Genomic DNA, 17,756 nt, shown 5'->3' with positions numbered 1-17,756 from the left:
ACTTCACCATCTCCGCTGGGGCACTTGACAATTCGGGTCGGTTTCCGGCCTCAGCTGATCAGGCCTCGTTCACGGGCCGCGACCACCGCGGCGGTGCGATTGTCGACATCCAGTTTGGTGAACGCATGCACCAAATGAGATTTGACGGTCGCTTCGCTGACGAAGAGCCGCTTGGCGATGGCCCGATTCGACAACCCCTCTGCCACGAGCGAGAGCACCTCGATCTCGCGGGCGCTGAGATCGGCGCGGGGCTGCTGCATGCGACGGTAGAGGCGCTGCGCCACGTCCGGATCCAGGACCGTTTCCCCCCGCGACGCCGCGAACACCGATTCGATCAGGACTTTCGGGTCGGCGTCTTTGAGGAGGTAGCCGGCTGCGCCTGCCTCGACGGCGCGCAGGATGTCCGTGTCGGTGTCGTAGGTGGTGAGCACGACGACCCGTGGCGGATCGGCTGCCGCCATGATCTCCGCCGTCGCCCGGGCTCCGTCGATCCCCGCTCCCAGACGCAGATCCATCAGCACCACATCCGGTTTCGCTTCCGGTACCAATGCCACCGCCTCTTCCCCGGATGCCGCCTCCGCCACCACCACGATGTTGTCCTGCGACGACAGCAGGGCATTCAGCCCCGCCCGCACCACGGGATGATCGTCGACGAGCAGCACCCGCACCGCGCTCATGCGACTCTCCCGATGGGAAGCGTTGCCGCGACCGCCGTTCCGTCGCCGGGGGCCGATTCGACGACAAGGGTGCCGCCGAGTTCGACCAGCCGATCCCGCATCGACCGGAGACCGAAACCACCGGACTCACGCTCTCCGAAACCCACACCGTCGTCGACGATGTCGAGCCGGACCTCGTCGGCCGCGTAGCTCAAGGTCGCCCGCACCCGCCGGGCCCGCGAATGCAGACGCACGTTGGCGAGGGCGCTCTGCGCGACCCGCAACAGCGCAACGTCGTAGTCCATCGGCAGCGCCACCGTTTCGCCATCGGTAAGCAACTCACCCATGATCCCGGTCTGCTCGGTGAGCTGGTCGAGCAGCCGCCCCAGCGCGGCCTCGAGCGGCGCGGCCTCGAGCGCAGCGGGCGCGAGGGCATCCACGACCCGGCGGGCCTCGACGAGGTTCTGCTGTGCGGTGTCGGCGATCTGCGTGAAGATCACCGCGGTGTCGTCGGGGGCGCGCTGCCCGGCACGCGAGAGCAGCAAAATCGACGAAAACCCTTGCGCCAGAGTGTCGTGGATGTCGCGGGCGAGCCGAGACCGTTCGGCCAGCGCCCCGGCTTCGCGCTGCAGGGCAACCAGTTCGTCCTGTGCGGCGAGCAATTCCCGGTGCGCTTCGGTGAGCTCGTCCACCAACTGCTGCCGCTGCACCGACTGCCGCACCAACTGCTGATACACGACGGCCATGCCGGCCGCGACCGCCCCACCGAACACCGGCCCCAGGATCGAGGCGGTGGTGTTGGGGGCGCCGTGCCACAGCGACGCCGCGATCGACACCCCGGTCAGCGCGATCGTCACCGCCAGCGCCGCCGGCGTCGGAAGCAGATGGAAGCACAAGAAGAACAGCGCGAAGGCCACCCACACGAAGTTGGGGTCCGACACCACCAGCACCAGCCAGCCCACCACGAGCACCGCGAGCCAGATCTGCCCGGGCCGCCGCTGGATCGGCCCGGACCGCGCCCCGCTGCGTCGGACGAACCAGATCCCGGCGACGTACCACCCCGCCACCGCAACGGCGAGGACGACCACCGGAACGGGACGGGTGCCGTCGACCACGGTCCTGCCGACACCGACCGCGAGGAGCAGGAAGAACAGGAGGTGAGCGCCGACCTGTATGGCGCGCAGCACAGGTGCGACACCGCCCGGGTGGTACACGTCGGTTGTGTGCATTTCGCCGACGCTAACACCGTCTCTGCGTCGTCGGGCCGCCCCGCACACCGATCTCCAACTTTCGATGGATCGGCGAACCCAACCGATGCGCGATGCCGCACCTGCTTCTCTCCACGACGCTGGGATACATGTTCCTGAGCCTCCGAGATCTCCGCTTCGCCAGGGGTCGATTCGCCCTGATGGGTTCGGCCCTGTTTCTCATCTCGCTGATGGTGGTCATGCTGTCCGGACTCACATCCGGCCTCGGTGACCGATCCGTCGCCGCGATCACGAGCATCGGCGCCGACCACTTCGCGTTCGGCGCGCCCAACGACGGGCAGGCGCTCTCGTTCGCCGAGTCGACGGTGACCACGCGGCAACTGTCGGAGCTGACCGCCGCGAACGGTGTCGAGGCCGCGGCGATCATCGGGATCGCTCCCACCCGGATCAGCGTCGACGGCCGCGAGGTCACCGCGTCCGCCTTCGGCGTCGACGGGCACTCCTTCGCGTCCCCGGCAACGCTCGATCCCGGCTCGGTAGCGATCGATGCCGGCCTCGCCGACGACAACGGCTGGCCGACCGGCACCCGCATCACGATCGGCGGCGCGGACTTCACCATCGCCGCCCTGGTCGAGGATTCGTTCTACAGCCACCAGGCGGTGGTCTGGATGGACCACGACTCCTGGATGTCGCTGCCGTCGGCCACCGGCAGCGACGGCACCGTCGTGGCCCTGCGCACGGCCGGCGGATTCGACGCCGGCACGGTCGGCGCCGCAACCGGGACCGAGATCACCGACACCGGCAGCGCGCTGAACGCGATCGGGTCGTACTCCTCCGAGCGTGGATCACTGCTGCTGATGCAGGCGATGCTGATGATCGTCAGCGCCCTGGTGGTCGGCGCGTTCTTCACCGTGTGGACCATCCAGCGCAGTCAGGACCTCGCCCTACTCAAGGCGGTTGGAGCCTCCACCCGCTACCTCCTCCGGGACGCGCTCGGCCAGAGCCTGATCGTGCTCGTACTCGGTGCCGGATTGGGAACCCTGGCCGCGCTCGGTCTGGGCGCTGTTGTCGCGCAGACCGTTCCGTTTGCACTCACGGTCTCGACCACGGTGGCGCCGTTCCTCGCCCTCGTCGCGATGGGCACGATCGGCGCAGCCGCCTCCCTGATCCGCATCGTCAAGGTCGACCCGCTCACTGCGCTCAGCGCCGCCCGATAACTCACCCCGACCGAAGCCGAAAGGACCCCGCACATGAGCATCTGTCTGAGCAACGTCGTCCTCACCTATCCCGACGGCGACGACCGCCTGCGCGCCCTCGACGATGTGGATTTCGACGTCCAGCGAGGCGAGTTCGTCGCCGTGACCGGCCCGTCCGGGTCCGGCAAGTCGAGCCTGCTCGCCGTCGCCGGCCTGCTCATCACCCCCGATTCCGGGCGCGTGGTCATCGATGGCACCGACATGTCGGGCCTGGGCCGCGGCGAGCGCACCACCATGCGACGCGAGAAGATCGGCTTCGTGTTCCAGCAGGCGAACCTGCTGCCGTCGCTGACCGCGGTCGAGCAACTGGAGATGATGGCACACCTCGCCGGTGGATCGGTCCGCGACAGCCGGGCCCGCGCCCAGGAACTGCTGCGGTCGCTGGGATTGGAAGACCAACTCAACCGGCGGCCCCATCAGCTGTCGGGCGGCCAACGGCAACGGGTCGTCATTGCCCGTGGGCTGATGAACGACCCCTCGGTGTTGCTGGTCGACGAGCCCACTTCCGCCCTCGACGAGGACCGCAGCCGTGAGATCGTTGCCCTGCTCGCCGACCTGAGCCGAGACCTCGACGTGGCGACCGTGATGGTCACCCACGACCTGAGTCAGCTCACGTTCGTCGATCGTGTCTACGGAATGCGCAGTGGTGCTTTGTTTCCTACATTCAGCCACGTGTCCACAGCAGCCTCCGGACAGAGGTAGGCGACTCCGTGCCTGCCGGCGGCGCACGGACTCGGCCGCCCGGCACGCACGCACCAGCGCAGACCTGATCGACGCCGCGCGGGCGCGCCGGCTCTCGTCGAGATCGGCCCGGTGAGCGCGATACCGCGAGATACCGTGCGATATGCCCACAATCGCCAGCCGGCGTCGCTCCCAGCCACCACCACCTCACGTGGTCTACGAAGCGATCATCGATCCGGACCGCGACCCGACCCGTCCGTGGCTGCTTCTGCGCGACGACGAACAGCGACCCGTCGTCCTCGATGCCGTCGAACCGAGTCTGGTCGTGTGGAGCTCGCTGTGGCCGTGGCGTCCCGATGCACGGATTCGCTTCGAGCTCAGCGGCGGGCGCGGTGGCACCAGTCTGCACTGGTCGTTGTTCGTCGACGACCCGGTCCCGGACGATGAGGTTGTTGTCCGCATGCGGAAGCGGATCAACGAGTTGATCAACGCCGATCTGCGCTTCACGTTCGGGCAGTAGAAGTTCCCGGACCTGGCTCGGAGTGGGCAGGAACGAGCGAAGGGCGCTTCCCGATCTCTCGGAAAACGCCCTTGACCTGTGTCTTCGATTGTGGAGCCTAGGAGATTCGAACTCCTGACATCTGCCTTGCAAAGGCAGCGCTCTACCAACTGAGCTAAGGCCCCGTCCGCCGTCAGCGGCTGGTGACCTCGTGCCACTCGTCTTCGCTGCGGAGCATCCGAGCGATTCCGATGACCACCAGCACGGCAGCTCCCACGAATGCGAGAACCTTCATGCTGGCTGCCCTTTCGGCACGGGGAGTGGGCCTAGGAGGACTTGAACCTCCGACCTCTTCGTTATCAGCGAAGCGCTCTAACCGCCTGAGCTATAGGCCCTCGAACCGATTCGGAACACTACCCCACCGGACCTCGAACAACAAAATCGGTTCGGCGGGGCAGTGTTTTCCCAGGTCAGTCCGGGTCTGCGAGAGTGACCTGCACACCGCCGACGAGATCGGTGCACAGGTTGTAGATGAACGCACCGAGCGTCGCCATGGCCGTCAGCAGGATCGTGTTGGCCAGGCCGATCACCGTGGCATAACCGAAGACCTGACCGGCGCTGATCAGGCCACCGCTTCCGGATTCGGACACGATGTCGGTGAATGCGCTGTTCAGACGCTCCCACACACCCATGCCGGCGAGGATGCCGTAGAGCAGACCCACCGCGACCATCCACACGAAGAACAGTGAGAGGGAAATCACGGAGGAGACCTTCAGCATCGACCACGGATCGATGCGGCGGACCTGCACGGTCGCGCGCAACGGATCCCCGGCCATCGGCACGGCCGCGGCCGCAGCAGCCGGGGACGACGCGGCAGGAACCGCAGTGGATGTCTCCACAGGTGCCGGTGCCGCGGCCGGAAGCGGGTGCTTCACCGTCGACAGGTCCGGCAGGTCCTTGGCCAGGTCCTTGCGTTCGATGTGCCGCGTCGGCCCGTCGATCACCGCCGACTTGGCCTTGGCCGCGGACCGATCCGCACCACCGGTGAGCGACGCGGCCGCCGTACCGGTCACCACCGGTCGGGTCGGTGCCGTCGGGGCGCTCTGCGTCGGCCTCGGCGCTCCGGATTGCGCCGAGGCGCGCTGCGGCGCGGCATTCCCGGCGACTGCCCTGTCGACACCCTGACCACGACCCGGCAGGTTCGTCTGCGGCGTGCTCTGCGGTGTGGCCGACGGCTGCTGCCCCCGCTGCCACGGCGGCGCCTGACCGCCGGCCGCCGGGCGCTGGGCACCGGGCTGCGCGGGCTTCGCATCCTTGTCCTCGGGCTGCCGGACCGTCGGCGTCGTCTGCGCGGCCGGGTTAGGCGTGCCCGCACCGGCCGCGGCTGATTTTTCTGCACCGGCTGTCGCGGGCTTGTCGGCACCGCCCGGGTTCGCAGGCGGATCCGGCGGCTCGGCCTGCTCCGGCTTCGCCGACGACTGCGCAGTCGGGCCCGCTGGCGCCTTCGGAGCATCGGGTGCCTTCGGGGCGTCCGGAGCCGGTGCGGCATCCGGTGCCTTCGCCGACGGCGGCTTCACTGCGTCCGGCTTGGCCGGGGCGTTCGCCGTCTCCTGCCCATTAGGGCCCTTCGGTGCCGGGGACCCCTGCTCGGCACCGTTCGGTCCATGGGGAGTGCTCACTTACGACTCCTTCGCATCTGGTGTGGCGCCCTCCTCGGGCTCATCGGCGTTGCGTGCGATCGCAAGCAACGTGTCGCCCTCGGCCAGGTTCATCAACCGGACGCCCTTCGTCTGGCGGCCGGCCTTGCGCACCTGCTTGGCGGCGGTACGAATGACCCCCCCGCCCGAGGTGATCGCGTAGAGCTCGTCGACATCGTCCACGATGAGCGCTCCGACCAGGGTGCCACGCTTGCGGTCGTATTGGATCGTCAAGACACCCTTACCGCCACGGCCCTGGACCGGGTAGTCCTCCATCGGTGTGCGCTTGGAATAGCCACCGGACGTCGCGACCAGCAGATACGTTCCTTCGCGGACCACGTTGAGAGACAGCAGCTTGTCGTCCCCGTTGAACCGCATGCCCTGCACACCGGACGTCGCGCGACCCATCGGCCGCAGCGCCTCGTCCGTCGCCGAGAACCGGATCGACTGTCCCTGCTCGGACACGAGCAGCAGGTCGTCGTCGGAGGAGCACAGCACCGCGCCGACCAGTTCGTCCTCGTCGCGCAGGTTGATCGCGACGATGCCACCGGACCGGTTGGAATCGAAGTCCGCGAGCCGCGACTTCTTGACCAGGCCGTTGCGGGTGGCCAGCACCAGGTAGGGCGCATCCTCGTACGTCTTGATGCGGATCACGCCCTGGATACGCTCGTCCGGCTGGAACGCCAGCAGGTTCGCGACGTGCTGACCGCGTGCGGTGCGGCTGGCCTCGGGCAGTTCGTACGCCTTCGCCCGGTAGACCCGGCCCTTGGTGGTGAAGAACAGCAACCAGTCGTGCGTCGACGTCACGAAGAAGTTCTTCACGATGTCGTCCTGCTTGAGCTCGGCGCCCTTGACGCCCTTCCCGCCGCGCTTCTGTGACCGGTACAGATCGGTCTTGGTGCGCTTGGCGTAGCCGGTCTCGGTGATCGTGACGACCACGTCCTCACGGGCGATGAGATCCTCGTCGGACACGTCGCCGTCGGACGCGATGATCTTGGTGCGTCGGTCGTCGCCGTACTTGTCGACGACTTCCTTCAGCTCGTCACGGACGATCGCGCGCTGCCGCTCCGGCTTCGCCAGGATGTCCTTGTAGTCGTCGATCTCGCGCTCGATCTCGGCCAGCTCGTCGATGATCTTCTGACGCTCGAGGGCGGCGAGGCGACGCAGCTGCATCGCGAGGATCGCGTCGGCCTGGATCTCGTCGACAGTGAGCAGGTCCATCAGGCCCGTGCGGGCGACGTCGACGGTCTGCGAAGCACGGATGAGGGCGATGACCTGGTCGAGCGCATCGAGCGCCTTGACCAGACCGCGCAGGATGTGGGCGCGCTCCTCGGCCTTGCGCAGCAGGTACCGGGTCCTGCGGACGATGACCTCGATCTGGTGGTTGACGTAGTACCGGATCATCTGGTCGAGGCGCAGCGTGCGCGGCACCCCGTCGACGATCGAGAGCATGTTGCAGCCGAAGCTGGTCTGCAGCTGCGTGTGCTTGTACAGATTGTTGAGCACAACCTTCGCGACCGCGTCCCGGCGGACCGTGATCACGATGCGCATACCGACACGGTCCGAGGACTCGTCGTGGATGTCGGAGATGCCGGCGATCTTGCCGTCGCGGACCTGCGTCGCAATCGAGGTGATCAGGTTGTCCGGGTTCACCTGGTACGGCAGCTCGGTGACGACGATCGTGGTGCGCCCCTTGGCATCCTCCTCGATCTCGACGACCGCGCGCATCCGCACCGATCCGCGACCGGTGGTGTACGCGTCGTGGATGCCCTGGCTGCCGACGATCAGACCCGACGTGGGGAAGTCCGGGCCCTTGATGTACTCCATGACGGCAGCGAGGGTGGTCTGCTCGTCCGCCTCGAAGTTCTCGAGCGCCCAGTAGATCGCGTCGGCGACCTCGTTCAGATTGTGCGGCGGAATGTTCGTCGCCATACCGACGGCGATGCCGTTGGACCCGTTGATCAACAGGTTGGGGATACGGCTGGGGAGAACCGCCGGTTCCTGGGTGCGGCCGTCGTAGTTCGGCTGGAAATCGACCGTTTCGTGGTCGATTTCACGGAGCATCTCCATCGCGAGCGGCGTGAGCCGGCACTCGGTGTATCGCATCGCGGCGGCACCGTCGTTGCCGGGGGAACCGAAGTTGCCCTGGCCGTCGACGAGCGGATACCGCATCGACCACGGCTGCGCGAGACGCACGAGCGCGTCGTAGATGGAGGAGTCGCCGTGCGGATGGTAGTTGCCCATCGTCTCGGCGACGGCGCGGGCCGACTTCACGTAACCGCGGTCCGGGCGGAAACCGTTGTCGTACATGGCGTACAGGACGCGGCGATGCACCGGCTTGAGGCCGTCGCGTACGTCGGGCAGGGCACGGCCCACGATCACGCTCATCGCGTAATCGATGTAGCTGCTCTGCATCTCCTGCTGGATGTCGACGGGCTCGATGCGGTCGTGCCCCGGCCCCTCCGGCGGCAACGTGGTGTCGGTCATGAGCTCCTTCTTCTACTCGGCTCGAACGTCTGCCCGGGACCGTCGCCCGGTGGACGTCTCGCAACCACCCGAGTCTATAGGTGCAGGTCAGCGATCACCGAGAAGGACGGCACTTTCCTCCTTCAGGTTGCGTGCAGGATGCTGCGGTCCGGCACTCACACGGTCGGACCGTCCCCGGATACTGCGGGGGTTCCGCTCTCCATCCCGGCGCTCCACTTCGCGAGGGACGCTTCGAGTTCGGCTTCTTCACGGCTCGGAGCCAGACCGAGGGCGACGATCGCACCGGCGAGGACGAAGATACCGATGATCAACGCCGGGAACAGGAGCGACAGGACCGTCATGCCACTGGGCATCGGCGCGGACGGATCGACCGCGACGCGCACACCGGCCATGCCGGTGTAGTGCAACGCCACGACCGCGAGGCCCATGACCAGCGCGGCGGGGATACGCACGACGATCCGTTCGGAGATGCGACCGAGCCACAGCGCCGCGTTCGCCGCAACGAGACCGATGACCACCGACGCCGCCACGTACGCCGTCTCGTGCTCGACGGTGCCCTGGATACCGAGCGCGGCCATGCCCGTGTAGTGCATGAGGCTCACCGCAAGACCCATGATCGTCCCGCCCACGAGCAGACGGATCATCGGAGGAATCTTCACGAACACCGTGTCACCGAAGCCCGCGATCCACAGGCCGACCATCGTGGCGCCGACGGCGAGCACCACCGAGATCAGTGTCAGCGCAAGGTCGTAGCGGACGACCGTGCCGGGAACGGAGAACCCCATCATGCCGAGGAAGTGCATCAGCCAGATACCGATACCGCCGATCGCCACCGAGGCCAGTGCGATCCAGGCGGTGCGCCGGCCGGGCTCTGCCTTCACCGACTGGCGGACACACGACAATCCGACGAACGAACCGACGACAGAGACGGCGTAGGCGAGCAGGAGCACCCACGACCCAAGGGAGAAATGGTGCATTTCGTGCGACATCACAGGATTCCTCGACTGCGGCACGCAACAACGTCCGCAGCGGGGTGACGTGCCGCACCGGCCGAAACGGGCTGCAACCCCAGCCCCCCGAGCAGCGGAAAGAACCATATCGCACAAATCGGTCGGGACCTTGGTCCCGACGAAACTAGCCGATCGGCGCGCCGTCCTTGTCGGCACCATCGGCCACCCACTGGTCCGCCTCCCGCTCGAGCTGCGCTGCAACGCGATCGGGATCCATGAGGACCAGCACGATGGGAACCGTGATGACGACCATGCCTACGACGAACACCGCGAACAACACCGAGAACAACTCGGCTCCCTCGGGCATCGCCATCGTGGTGTCCGGTGTCACGTCCACCGATGCCATTCCGAGGAAGTAGACGCCGAGGACAGCCGCACCCGTCACGACGCTGCCGCAGATGCGCAGAAGCGGACGGTCGGCGACCTCCACGAGCCACAGGAACGAAAACGCCACGACGAGCGACACCGCAGCGGTCGCGAGAACGAACGGCGTGTCGAAGCTGGACGTGCCCTGCAGTCGAACCGACCAGATGAGGGACAGGAACACCACACAGATCCCGGCGCCGAACAGCACCCCGCCGACGAACAGCCGGCCGGGTGAATGCCGGTCACGGGAAATCGCGACGACCATCGCGACGAACGAACTCACCAGCGACACCGCCAGCGAGAACGCGATGGTCACCAGGTCGTGACGGACGACGCTGTCGGCGACCCCGAATCCCGCGACCGCGAGAAGCAGGGCCAGCCATATCCCCACACCCCCGGCGGTCGCAGCAGCCAGCAGCAGCCAGTACAACCCTTGCCGTTCGGTGGCGGCGAAACGTGCCTTTCTGGCGCTCACGAGTCCGACCAGCAACCCGATCGACGACGTCGCGAACGCCAGGGCCACCACCCACGACCCCATGGAGAAGAGCTGAACGTCGGCGTCCACTAGCGAGCCACCGGCTGGTGCAACTTCCTCAGTGCGTACTCCGTAACGGTGACCAGAGCGGACTTCGCCGATTCCCGGGCCCGGGCGTCGATCGAGACGATCGGGACCTCGGCCGAGACGGCCAGCGCCTGGCGGATGTCCTCGACGGGGTAACGAGGGGCATCGTCGAACTCGTTGATCGCGACGATGAACGGAAGGTTCCGCGCCTCGAAGAAGTCGACGGCGGCGAAGCTCTCGTCCAGACGACGGGTGTCGATCAGCACGATCGCCCCGATGGCACCGCGGATGAGGTCGTCCCACATGAACCAGAACCGATGCTGTCCCGGCGTACCGAACAGGTACAGCACGAGATCCTCGGCCAGGCTGATACGACCGAAGTCCATGGCGACGGTCGTCGTGGCCTTCTGCGGCGTAGCGCTCAAGTTGTCCACGCCGTCGCTGGCGTTGGTCACCAAAGCTTCCGTGCGCAGCGGGACGATCTCCGACACCGCCCCCACCAACGTGGTCTTTCCGACTCCGAAGCCGCCGGCGATCACGATTTTGGTCGAGGTCACCCGCTTGGGGTCGTTAGAGTTCGCGAAGTCCACTGAGGACCCTTTCAATCAGCTCGCGACGCTCGGCGTCGCTCGAATCGTCTTTGAGCGTGGCCAAGATCTGGACGTGTCCGGCCTCGACGAGATCCGCGACGAGGACGCGTGCCACCCCGATTGGCACACCCACCCGAGCAGCGATCTCGGCTACAGACGGGGACTCCTTGCACAACTCCAAAATGGTGGCGTTGATGTTGTCCAGGTCCCGGGCCCGGTCATCGGTGCCCGGGATCGCCTGGATCAACGCCTCCAACGCCAGTTCGACTGCGGGATTCGTTCGCCCCGAAGTCAATGAGTACGGGCGCACCAGGCTGGGCTGATCCGGCACCGACTCAGGTTTGCGCGATTCCATGGCCACCTCGACGTCAGGCCCCCTGGCCGACCCGCGGGGTCGCCTCGACCGACGCTCCCACGCGGTCGACCAGGAGTGCCATCTCGTAACCGACCTGTCCGATGTCGCATTCCGATGCGGTCAGCGCGGCCAGATGAGAACCGTCGCCCACGCTCATGAGCAGCAGGTAACCGTGCTGCATCTCCACGACGGACTGCAGAACACCGCCGCCGTCGAAGAGCTGGGAGACGCCGTTGGACAGGCTGGCGAGACCGGACGTCACCGCCGCGAGCTGCTCGGCGCGGTCGACCGGAAGATGCGCGCTGGCGGCCATGAGCAGGCCGTCGGCGGACACGAGTACTGCGTGCGACACGCCGGGAACTTCGCGAGCGAAGTTCGACACCAACCAGTCCAAAGGACGAGTTACATCGGATCCGTGGTCAATATTCATCGAACTCCCTGTTCGTCGTTCTCACGTGTGGTCGCGTTCACCGTAGACCGGCCGTTGCGGACGCCCTGCTGGTGACGGCTGAGGTTCGCCCGGATGGATTCCGGGTCGCGCCTGCGGATGGCCGGCCGTTCCACGGGTGCCGCGGGTTCGACCGCACCAGGCACCAGACGGTGGCCGGGGGCGCGCCGAGGCAGGCCTGCGGTGGTGTGATCGTCCACAGAAACCTCGGCCGCGCGCTGCGCTGCCTGCCATCCTGCATCGGCCGGCGACGTCCATTCCCGCTTGCGTCGGTCCTCCGGCAGGCTCGTCGGGTCGACGAGCCAGTCCGACATCATGTCGCTGAAGATCGGCGTGCCTGCGGGTGGGCGACGGAGAGCTCCGGTTTCGCCGCGGGGCTGGAAGAACGAGGCGGTCTTCGCCGAGTTCGTCCGGTACCGGTGCCGTGCGGCCTGGCTGGCCTCACTGTGCGGGGAGACCGAATCGCCGTTGGCGATGCTCGGCACAATCTGCGCAGGGTCGGCGAAAGGCGCTGGCGCATCGATCGATCCCGACTGATGGGCCGGTTGACCGGGCGTGCCGGACCGGCGCTGCGGCAGACCCGGAGTCGACCCCGGCTCACGCCGCGGCAAACCGCTGATCGGACCGCTGACCTGCGCCGGAGACGCCGGCTCGACCGGAGCTTCCACAACCGGTTCGGGCCGACTCACCGGCTGCTGCGCATGACGCTGCGGCAGACCCGGGATACCCGGCTCACGCTGCGGCAGACCGCTGATCGGTCCGCCGCCCGGAACCGGCGCAACCGGCTCGGAAGCCGCCGGTGCACCGGCACCGGAAGTCGACGGAGCAGAAGTCAGACCGGGCGTCGCACCGGGCTGACGCTGCGGCAGACCCGGCGGGGGCGACTGACGCGGCGGTGCAGGCGGTTGGGGGACACCGTGCTGGGGGACACCCTGCTGCGGTGCCGGCCGCTGCGGCAGACCCGGCGTGGTGCCCGGCCGGCGCTGAGGCAGACCGGCGTCCTGCGGACGCTGTGCAACACCGGCGTCCTGCGGACGCTGGGGCAGACCGGGGTCGGAAACGCTCGGCGTGACCGCCGTACGTTCCGAATCCGACTCGACCGGCGGCCGCTGACGCGACGGGAGCGCGGAGGCCAGGGCCGCAGCCGCGCCCGGCTGAACCCGAGGAGCCGGCGAAGGCGAAGGTGCCGGCGACGACGGCGACTGCGGGGTCGGCAGACCCGGCGTCGCACCGGGCTGGCGACGAGGCAGACCCGGCGTCGCACCGGGCTCCCGCTGCGGCAGACCGTCCACCGGCCGGCCGTTGGGGGCCTGATGGTGACCGTTGCGTTCCTGCTGCGGCTGACCGTTCTGCTCCGGCTTCTGCAGCGACTGCGGCTGGGGCCGGACCGGGAGTTCACCCGAAACCTCGGGATGAGCCTGCCCCGGCACCTCCGGAATCTCGCCGGAGGCGTGAGCCGGCCGTGCCGAAGCCGGAAGCTGCGGCATCTCGCGCTCCGCGCGCCGCAGCGCCGGCTGCTCCTGGCCATCATCCTGCATGTCGGGACCGCGCCACGGCTGCGGACCCGTCTGGGACAGCGCAAGCGGCGAGACGAGCAGAACGTCCGGGATATGCACGCTGGCAGTGATGCCGGGGTTGCGTGCGGTATCGAAAGTCGGACGAAGCCGCACGGTGAGACCGTGCCGGTCCGCGAGCCGCGACACCACGAACAGACCCATGTGGCGGGCCGAGTCGGGACCGACCTCGCCGCCCTGGGACAGGCGGTGGTTGATCGCGTCGAGTTCCTCGGCGGGGATGCCGATACCGCGGTCGGCGATCTCGACGAGCAGACCACCGTCGACAGCACGCGCGAAGCTGAACGTGACGTTGCTGTCCGGCGGCGACGCGCGCAGCGAGTTGTCGACGAGCTCGGCGAGCAGGTGGACAATGTCGGTTGCAACGGCACCACTGAGGGCGCCGTCGGGCGTCGAACCGATCTGGACGCGCTGGTAATCCTCGACCTCGGACATCGCCGCGCGGAGGATGTCGCCGAGCTGCACCGGCGCGGAATGACCGCGACGCACCCGGGTTCCGGAGAGAATCAGCAGGTTGTCGCCGTTACGGCGCATACGGGCCGCGAGGTGATCGAGACGGAACAGACTCTCGAGTCGGCTCGGATCCTTCTCCTCGAACTCGAGTCGCTCGATGAGACCGAGCTGCTGTTCGACGAGCGATTTGCTTCGCCGGGCCAGCGTCTCGAACATTTCGTTGATCTGGAAGCGGAGGTGCGCCTGCTCACCGGCGAGACGCAGGGCCTGCCCGTGCATGTCGTCGACGGCGCGGGCGAGCTGACCGATCTCCTCGGTGGTGTACACCGGAACACGCGTGAACTCGATGTCCTCGATGTTGTCGCCGAGCTTGATGCGGTCGACAGCCTCGGGCAGTTCCTGACGGGCGACCTTGAGGGCACCGTAGCGGAGCCGGCGGATCGGTCCGACGAGCGAACGCGACACCAGCAGTGCCAGCACCAGAGCGGCGAGGAGTGTTGCGAGAACGATCGCGGTGTCGCGCAGCGCGGCCGAACGCGTTTCCGCGGCGCGTTCCTCGACGGCGCTGGTGATGCCCTCGGTGGCCTGCTGGATCATCGACCCGTAGATCTCGAGGCTGCGCAACATCGACGTGCGCAGGTTCAGCAGCGGCAGGGGGCCGTCGTCGGCCGCGTCGACCATGTCGGATCGGGAGTTCACCGAGGCACGCAGCTCTTCGATCTTGCTGTCGGCCAGGGGGTAGGAGCGCGCAAGCGTCTCGAGCATGGCGAGCTCGGCACCGGACGCGGAGATCAGCTCGGTACCCGGGTGAGTCGGATCCCGGAGGATCGCGACGATACCCAGCACCTGATCGAACAGGTAGCGCTGAGTGGCCCAGGTGTCGACGAGCCGGGTGCCCTCGAGCAGCACCTCTTCGTCCTCGATCGGCTCGACGATCGCGCTGACGATGTTCGACAGGTCGCTACGCACCTCGGTGGTGCGCTGGCTCAGTGCCGCGATCGGAACCTGGCCGGCCTTCATCTGATCGCGCAGAGCTTCGGCGCCGGCGAGCACGCGGGTGAGGTCCGCCGCGATGACCGGATCGAGCTCGGGATTCATCGAGACGGTACGGACGTTCTCGAGTGTTTCGTCGAGCCGGGCGGCCTCCTCCGGCGTGCTCAGTCCCGCCGCGGTGGTACCCGCGAGAGTACCGAGCGCGGTACCGAATTCGACGAGATCAGGGACGTGCGCGACCTGGTCGGCAGCCTGCGAGAAGTGGACAGCGTTGGTGAGTTCCTCCTGGATACGCATGCCACCCAGCACCATTGCCACCGTTACCGGGATGGCGAGGACTGCGGTGACCTTCCAGCGAAGACCCCACCCCTCGATGTTCCACCACCGCTGCCGGGGCGGCGAATCGTCACTCATGGATCAAGCTCTCCTTCCACCCCGATCACGACCCTGCACTGCACTCCACACGACCCGACGATCGAGCGCGAGGTACCGCGTGGATGCAGTCGAATGAGGCGTTCCTGGGTGAGGGCACCTTAGCGGGACATACAGGGAATACGGAAGAACCTTCCATTTCCCCCGGCACCGCCGTCCCCCGATCGACAATCGCGAACACACGATCGCCCCAGATAGTACTCACGGGTAAGGTGCCCGCGCCATTGCGCCTGCCATCGACACGCCGAAACGGCAGGGCAAATGCTGTGATTTCTGACACAACTTCTGCCCTGCCGTCACACCAGCATCACACGTCGAGGAACCTGACGTCCTTCGCGTTGCGGGTGATGAAGCTCCGCCGGGCCTCGACATCCTCGCCCATCAGGACGCTGAACAGCTCGTCCGCCGCGGCGGCGTCGTCGAGGCTGACCTGTCGCAGGACCCGCACGCTCGGGTCCATCGTGGTTTCCCACAGCTCGGTGGCGTTCATCTCACCGAGACCCTTGTAACGCTGGATGCCGTCGTCCTTGTTGATCTTCCTGCCGGACTCGAGACCTGCCTTGAGCAGTCCGTCGCGCTCGCGGTCCGAGTAGGCGAACTCCGGCTCGGAACGCTGCCACTTGAGCTTGTACAAGGGCGGCTGAGCGAGATAGACGTGGCCGTTCTCGACCAGCGGACGCATGAACCGGAACAGCAACGTCAGCAGCAGCGTCGCAATGTGCTGGCCGTCGACGTCGGCGTCGGCCATGAGCACGATCTTGTGGTAGCGCAGCTTCGAGATGTCGAACTCGTCGTGGATGCCGGTGCCGAACGCCGTGATGATCGACTGGACCTCGGTGTTCTTGAGGACACGATCGATGCGGGCCTTCTCGACGTTGATGATCTTGCCGCGCAGCGGCAGGATCGCCTGGTACATCGAATCGCGACCGGACTTGGCGGAACCACCTGCGGAGTCGCCCTCCACGATGTAGATCTCGCACTTGCTCGGATCGTTGGAACGGCAGTCGGCGAGCTTGCCGGGCAGTCCCCCGAGGTCGGTGGCGCTCTTGCGTCGTACCAGCTCACGAGCCTTGCGAGCTGCGACCCGGGCCTGTGCCGAGGACACGGCCTTCGTCACGATCGTCTTCGCATCGGCGGGATTCGACTCCAGCCAGTGCGTCAGGTGCTCGTTACACGCCTTCTGCACGAACGACTTGACCTCGGTGTTACCGAGCTTGGTTTTCGTCTGGCCCTCGAACTGCGGTTCCGAGACCTTCACCGAGATGATTGCCGCGAGGCCCTCGCGGATGTCGTCGCCGGTGAGGTTCGGGTCCTTGTCCTTGAGGAGCTTCTTGTCCTTCGCGTACTTGTTGACCACGCTGGTCAGCGCCGCACGGAAGCCTTCCTCGTGGGTGCCGCCCTCATGGGTGTTGATGGTGTTGGCGAAGGTGTGGACGGACTCGGAATACCCCGAGTTCCACTGCATCGCGATCTCGAGTTCGTGGCCGGTACCGCGCGCGGTGAAGCCGACGACCGAGTTGTGGATGGGCTGCTTGGTGCGGTTGAGGTGGCGCACGTAGTCCTCGAGGCCACCCGGGTAGTGGTAGACGCGGGACTTGACCTTGTGCGGCGCTTCCGGCGACTGCTCCGATTCCTGCTCCTCGGCGGTCTTCGGCGCCTCGGCGAGTTCGCTGACGACCTCCTCGGTGACTTCCTCGGGGGCGACGCGCTCGTCGGTGAGCGTGATCGTCAGGCCCTTGTTGAGGAACGCCATCTCCTGGAGGCGCCGCGCGACGGTCTCGAAGTTGTAGGTGGTGGTCTCGAAGATCTCCGGGTCCGCCCAGAACCGGACGGTGGTGCCGGTGGCCTTCGCCTCGGCACCGCGGACCAGCTCACCGGGCTTGGACGCGTGGTAGGTCTGCTCCCAGTGGTAGCCGTCGACGTCGATCTCGACCTCGAGTCGCGTGGACAGCGCGTTGACGACCGAGATACCGACGCCGTGCAGGCCACCGGAGACGGCGTAGGCGTCCGAATCGAACTTGCCGCCGGCGTGCAACTGGGTCAGGACGACCTCGACGGTCGGCGCACCGGAGGCGTGCATCCCCACGGGGATACCGCGGCCGTCGTCGACGACCTGGACGCCGCCGTCCTCGAGGAGCGTCACCTCGACCTTGGTGGCGTAGCCGGCCATCGCCTCGTCGACGGAGTTGTCGACGACCTCCCAGATCAGGTGGTGCAGGCCGCGTTCACCGGTCGAGCCGATGTACATGCCGGGGCGCTTGCGCACCGCCTCGAGACCCTCGAGGACGGTGATGGACGAAGCACCGTAGTCACTCTTGCTCTTGTTCGACTTCTGGGCAGCCACGGGTGGGTAGCTCTCCTTCTCCGCCTCGGCCTCGCGCGCGTTCGCGCCACGCATGTCAGCTCATCCTACTTGCAGCAACGACAAGCGCCGGGGACGACACAGGATGCGCTTGCAGCACCGCTCATTGCCACGCAGCGGCAATCGC

Annotated in this window: 14 protein-coding genes and 2 tRNA genes; 3 read left to right on the top strand and 13 right to left on the bottom strand. The window is 67.1% G+C overall.

The annotated features are described in order from the left end of the window. Window positions 1–50: 50 nt before the first annotated feature. Both RZ1_RS02455 and RZ1_RS02450 read right to left on the bottom strand, forming a co-directional pair. Complete coding sequence (locus RZ1_RS02455; protein WP_072808931.1) at window positions 51–677, bottom strand: response regulator; 627 nt, start codon at window positions 675–677, stop codon at window positions 51–53. Further along, window positions 674–1,885, bottom strand: a complete 1,212-nt coding sequence (locus RZ1_RS02450; RefSeq protein ID WP_072808929.1) for a sensor histidine kinase — start codon at window positions 1,883–1,885, stop codon at window positions 674–676. The genes RZ1_RS02455 and RZ1_RS02450 overlap by 4 nt, the downstream gene beginning before the upstream one ends. A 128-nt stretch (window positions 1,886–2,013) precedes the next feature. Between RZ1_RS02450 and RZ1_RS02445 the strand changes: the two genes are divergently transcribed. The 3 genes from RZ1_RS02445 to RZ1_RS02435 all read left to right on the top strand — a co-directional run bounded on the left by RZ1_RS02445 (window position 2,014) and on the right by RZ1_RS02435 (window position 4,321). After that, on the top strand, window positions 2,014–3,081 hold the full coding sequence (locus RZ1_RS02445; protein ID WP_072809140.1) for an ABC transporter permease: 1,068 nt from the start codon (window positions 2,014–2,016) through the stop codon (window positions 3,079–3,081). A 33-nt stretch (window positions 3,082–3,114) separates the two neighbouring features. Then, window positions 3,115–3,822 (top strand): ABC transporter ATP-binding protein, encoded by a 708-nt coding sequence (locus RZ1_RS02440; RefSeq protein WP_072808927.1) that lies wholly within the window; start codon window positions 3,115–3,117, stop codon window positions 3,820–3,822. A 142-nt stretch (window positions 3,823–3,964) separates the two neighbouring features. Further along, the gene (locus RZ1_RS02435; protein ID WP_072808926.1) at window positions 3,965–4,321 is read left to right on the top strand and encodes a hypothetical protein; all 357 of its coding nucleotides are present in this window, start codon (window positions 3,965–3,967) and stop codon (window positions 4,319–4,321) included. A gap of 91 nt (window positions 4,322–4,412) precedes the next feature. Here RZ1_RS02435 and RZ1_RS02430 read toward each other — a convergent pair. The 11 genes from RZ1_RS02430 to gyrB all read right to left on the bottom strand — a co-directional run bounded on the left by RZ1_RS02430 (window position 4,413) and on the right by gyrB (window position 17,611). Continuing rightward, a tRNA-Ala gene (locus RZ1_RS02430) sits at window positions 4,413–4,485 on the bottom strand. Window positions 4,486–4,621: 136 nt separating this feature from the next. Then, window positions 4,622–4,695, bottom strand: a tRNA-Ile gene (locus tag RZ1_RS02425). 75 nt (window positions 4,696–4,770) lie between these two features. Continuing rightward, complete coding sequence (locus RZ1_RS02420; protein WP_072808925.1) at window positions 4,771–5,979, bottom strand: DUF3566 domain-containing protein; 1,209 nt, start codon at window positions 5,977–5,979, stop codon at window positions 4,771–4,773. Next, complete coding sequence (gene gyrA, locus RZ1_RS02415; RefSeq protein ID WP_072808923.1) at window positions 5,980–8,484, bottom strand: DNA gyrase subunit A; 2,505 nt, start codon at window positions 8,482–8,484, stop codon at window positions 5,980–5,982. 155 nt (window positions 8,485–8,639) lie between these two features. Next, a complete protein-coding gene (locus RZ1_RS02410) occupies window positions 8,640–9,473 on the bottom strand; it encodes an MHYT domain-containing protein (RefSeq protein ID WP_072808922.1) in 834 nt (277 codons plus the stop codon). Window positions 9,474–9,618: 145 nt separating this feature from the next. Further along, window positions 9,619–10,425: an MHYT domain-containing protein gene (locus RZ1_RS02405; protein ID WP_083583477.1), complete on the bottom strand. Its 807-nt coding sequence runs from the start codon at window positions 10,423–10,425 to the stop codon at window positions 9,619–9,621. Continuing rightward, complete coding sequence (locus tag RZ1_RS02400; protein ID WP_068159210.1) at window positions 10,425–10,979, bottom strand: GTP-binding protein; 555 nt, start codon at window positions 10,977–10,979, stop codon at window positions 10,425–10,427. Before RZ1_RS02400 ends, RZ1_RS02405 begins: the two co-directional genes overlap by 1 nt. 13 nt (window positions 10,980–10,992) lie before the next feature. Continuing rightward, a complete protein-coding gene (locus tag RZ1_RS02395; RefSeq protein WP_072808921.1) occupies window positions 10,993–11,367 on the bottom strand; it encodes a DUF742 domain-containing protein in 375 nt (124 codons plus the stop codon). A 13-nt stretch (window positions 11,368–11,380) separates the two neighbouring features. Beyond that, the gene (locus tag RZ1_RS02390) at window positions 11,381–11,797 is read right to left on the bottom strand and encodes a roadblock/LC7 domain-containing protein (RefSeq protein WP_072808920.1); all 417 of its coding nucleotides are present in this window, start codon (window positions 11,795–11,797) and stop codon (window positions 11,381–11,383) included. Further along, a complete protein-coding gene (locus RZ1_RS02385; protein ID WP_072808918.1) occupies window positions 11,794–15,249 on the bottom strand; it encodes a sensor histidine kinase in 3,456 nt (1,151 codons plus the stop codon). Before RZ1_RS02385 ends, RZ1_RS02390 begins: the two co-directional genes overlap by 4 nt. A 325-nt stretch (window positions 15,250–15,574) precedes the next feature. After that, window positions 15,575–17,611: a DNA topoisomerase (ATP-hydrolyzing) subunit B gene (gene gyrB / locus RZ1_RS02380; protein ID WP_072809135.1), complete on the bottom strand. Its 2,037-nt coding sequence runs from the start codon at window positions 17,609–17,611 to the stop codon at window positions 15,575–15,577. Between the last annotated feature and the right edge of the window lie 145 nt (window positions 17,612–17,756).

Origin of the sequence: Rhodococcus zopfii NBRC 100606 = JCM 9919, from assembly GCF_001895025.1 — a bacterium.
Lineage (GTDB): Bacteria > Actinomycetota > Actinomycetes > Mycobacteriales > Mycobacteriaceae > Rhodococcus > Rhodococcus zopfii.
This window is presented reverse-complemented; position numbering and strand designations above follow the sequence as displayed.

Excerpts from the sequence above, each read along its gene's own strand:
- RZ1_RS02455 (WP_072808931.1), bottom strand. The coding sequence starts at position 677 with ATGAGCGCGGTGCGGGTGCTGCTCGTCGACGATCATCCCGTGGTGCGG.
- RZ1_RS02435 (WP_072808926.1), top strand. The coding sequence starts at position 3,965 with ATGCCCACAATCGCCAGCCGGCGTCGCTCCCAGCCACCACCACCTCAC.
- RZ1_RS02440 (WP_072808927.1), top strand. The coding sequence starts at position 3,115 with ATGAGCATCTGTCTGAGCAACGTCGTCCTCACCTATCCCGACGGCGAC.
- RZ1_RS02395 (WP_072808921.1), bottom strand. The coding sequence starts at position 11,367 with ATGGAATCGCGCAAACCTGAGTCGGTGCCGGATCAGCCCAGCCTGGTG.
- RZ1_RS02385 (WP_072808918.1), bottom strand. The coding sequence starts at position 15,249 with ATGAGTGACGATTCGCCGCCCCGGCAGCGGTGGTGGAACATCGAGGGG.
- RZ1_RS02390 (WP_072808920.1), bottom strand. The coding sequence starts at position 11,797 with ATGAATATTGACCACGGATCCGATGTAACTCGTCCTTTGGACTGGTTG.
- RZ1_RS02410 (WP_072808922.1), bottom strand. The coding sequence starts at position 9,473 with ATGTCGCACGAAATGCACCATTTCTCCCTTGGGTCGTGGGTGCTCCTG.
- gyrA (WP_072808923.1), bottom strand. The coding sequence starts at position 8,484 with ATGACCGACACCACGTTGCCGCCGGAGGGGCCGGGGCACGACCGCATC.
- RZ1_RS02445 (WP_072809140.1), top strand. The coding sequence starts at position 2,014 with ATGTTCCTGAGCCTCCGAGATCTCCGCTTCGCCAGGGGTCGATTCGCC.
- RZ1_RS02450 (WP_072808929.1), bottom strand. The coding sequence starts at position 1,885 with ATGCACACAACCGACGTGTACCACCCGGGCGGTGTCGCACCTGTGCTG.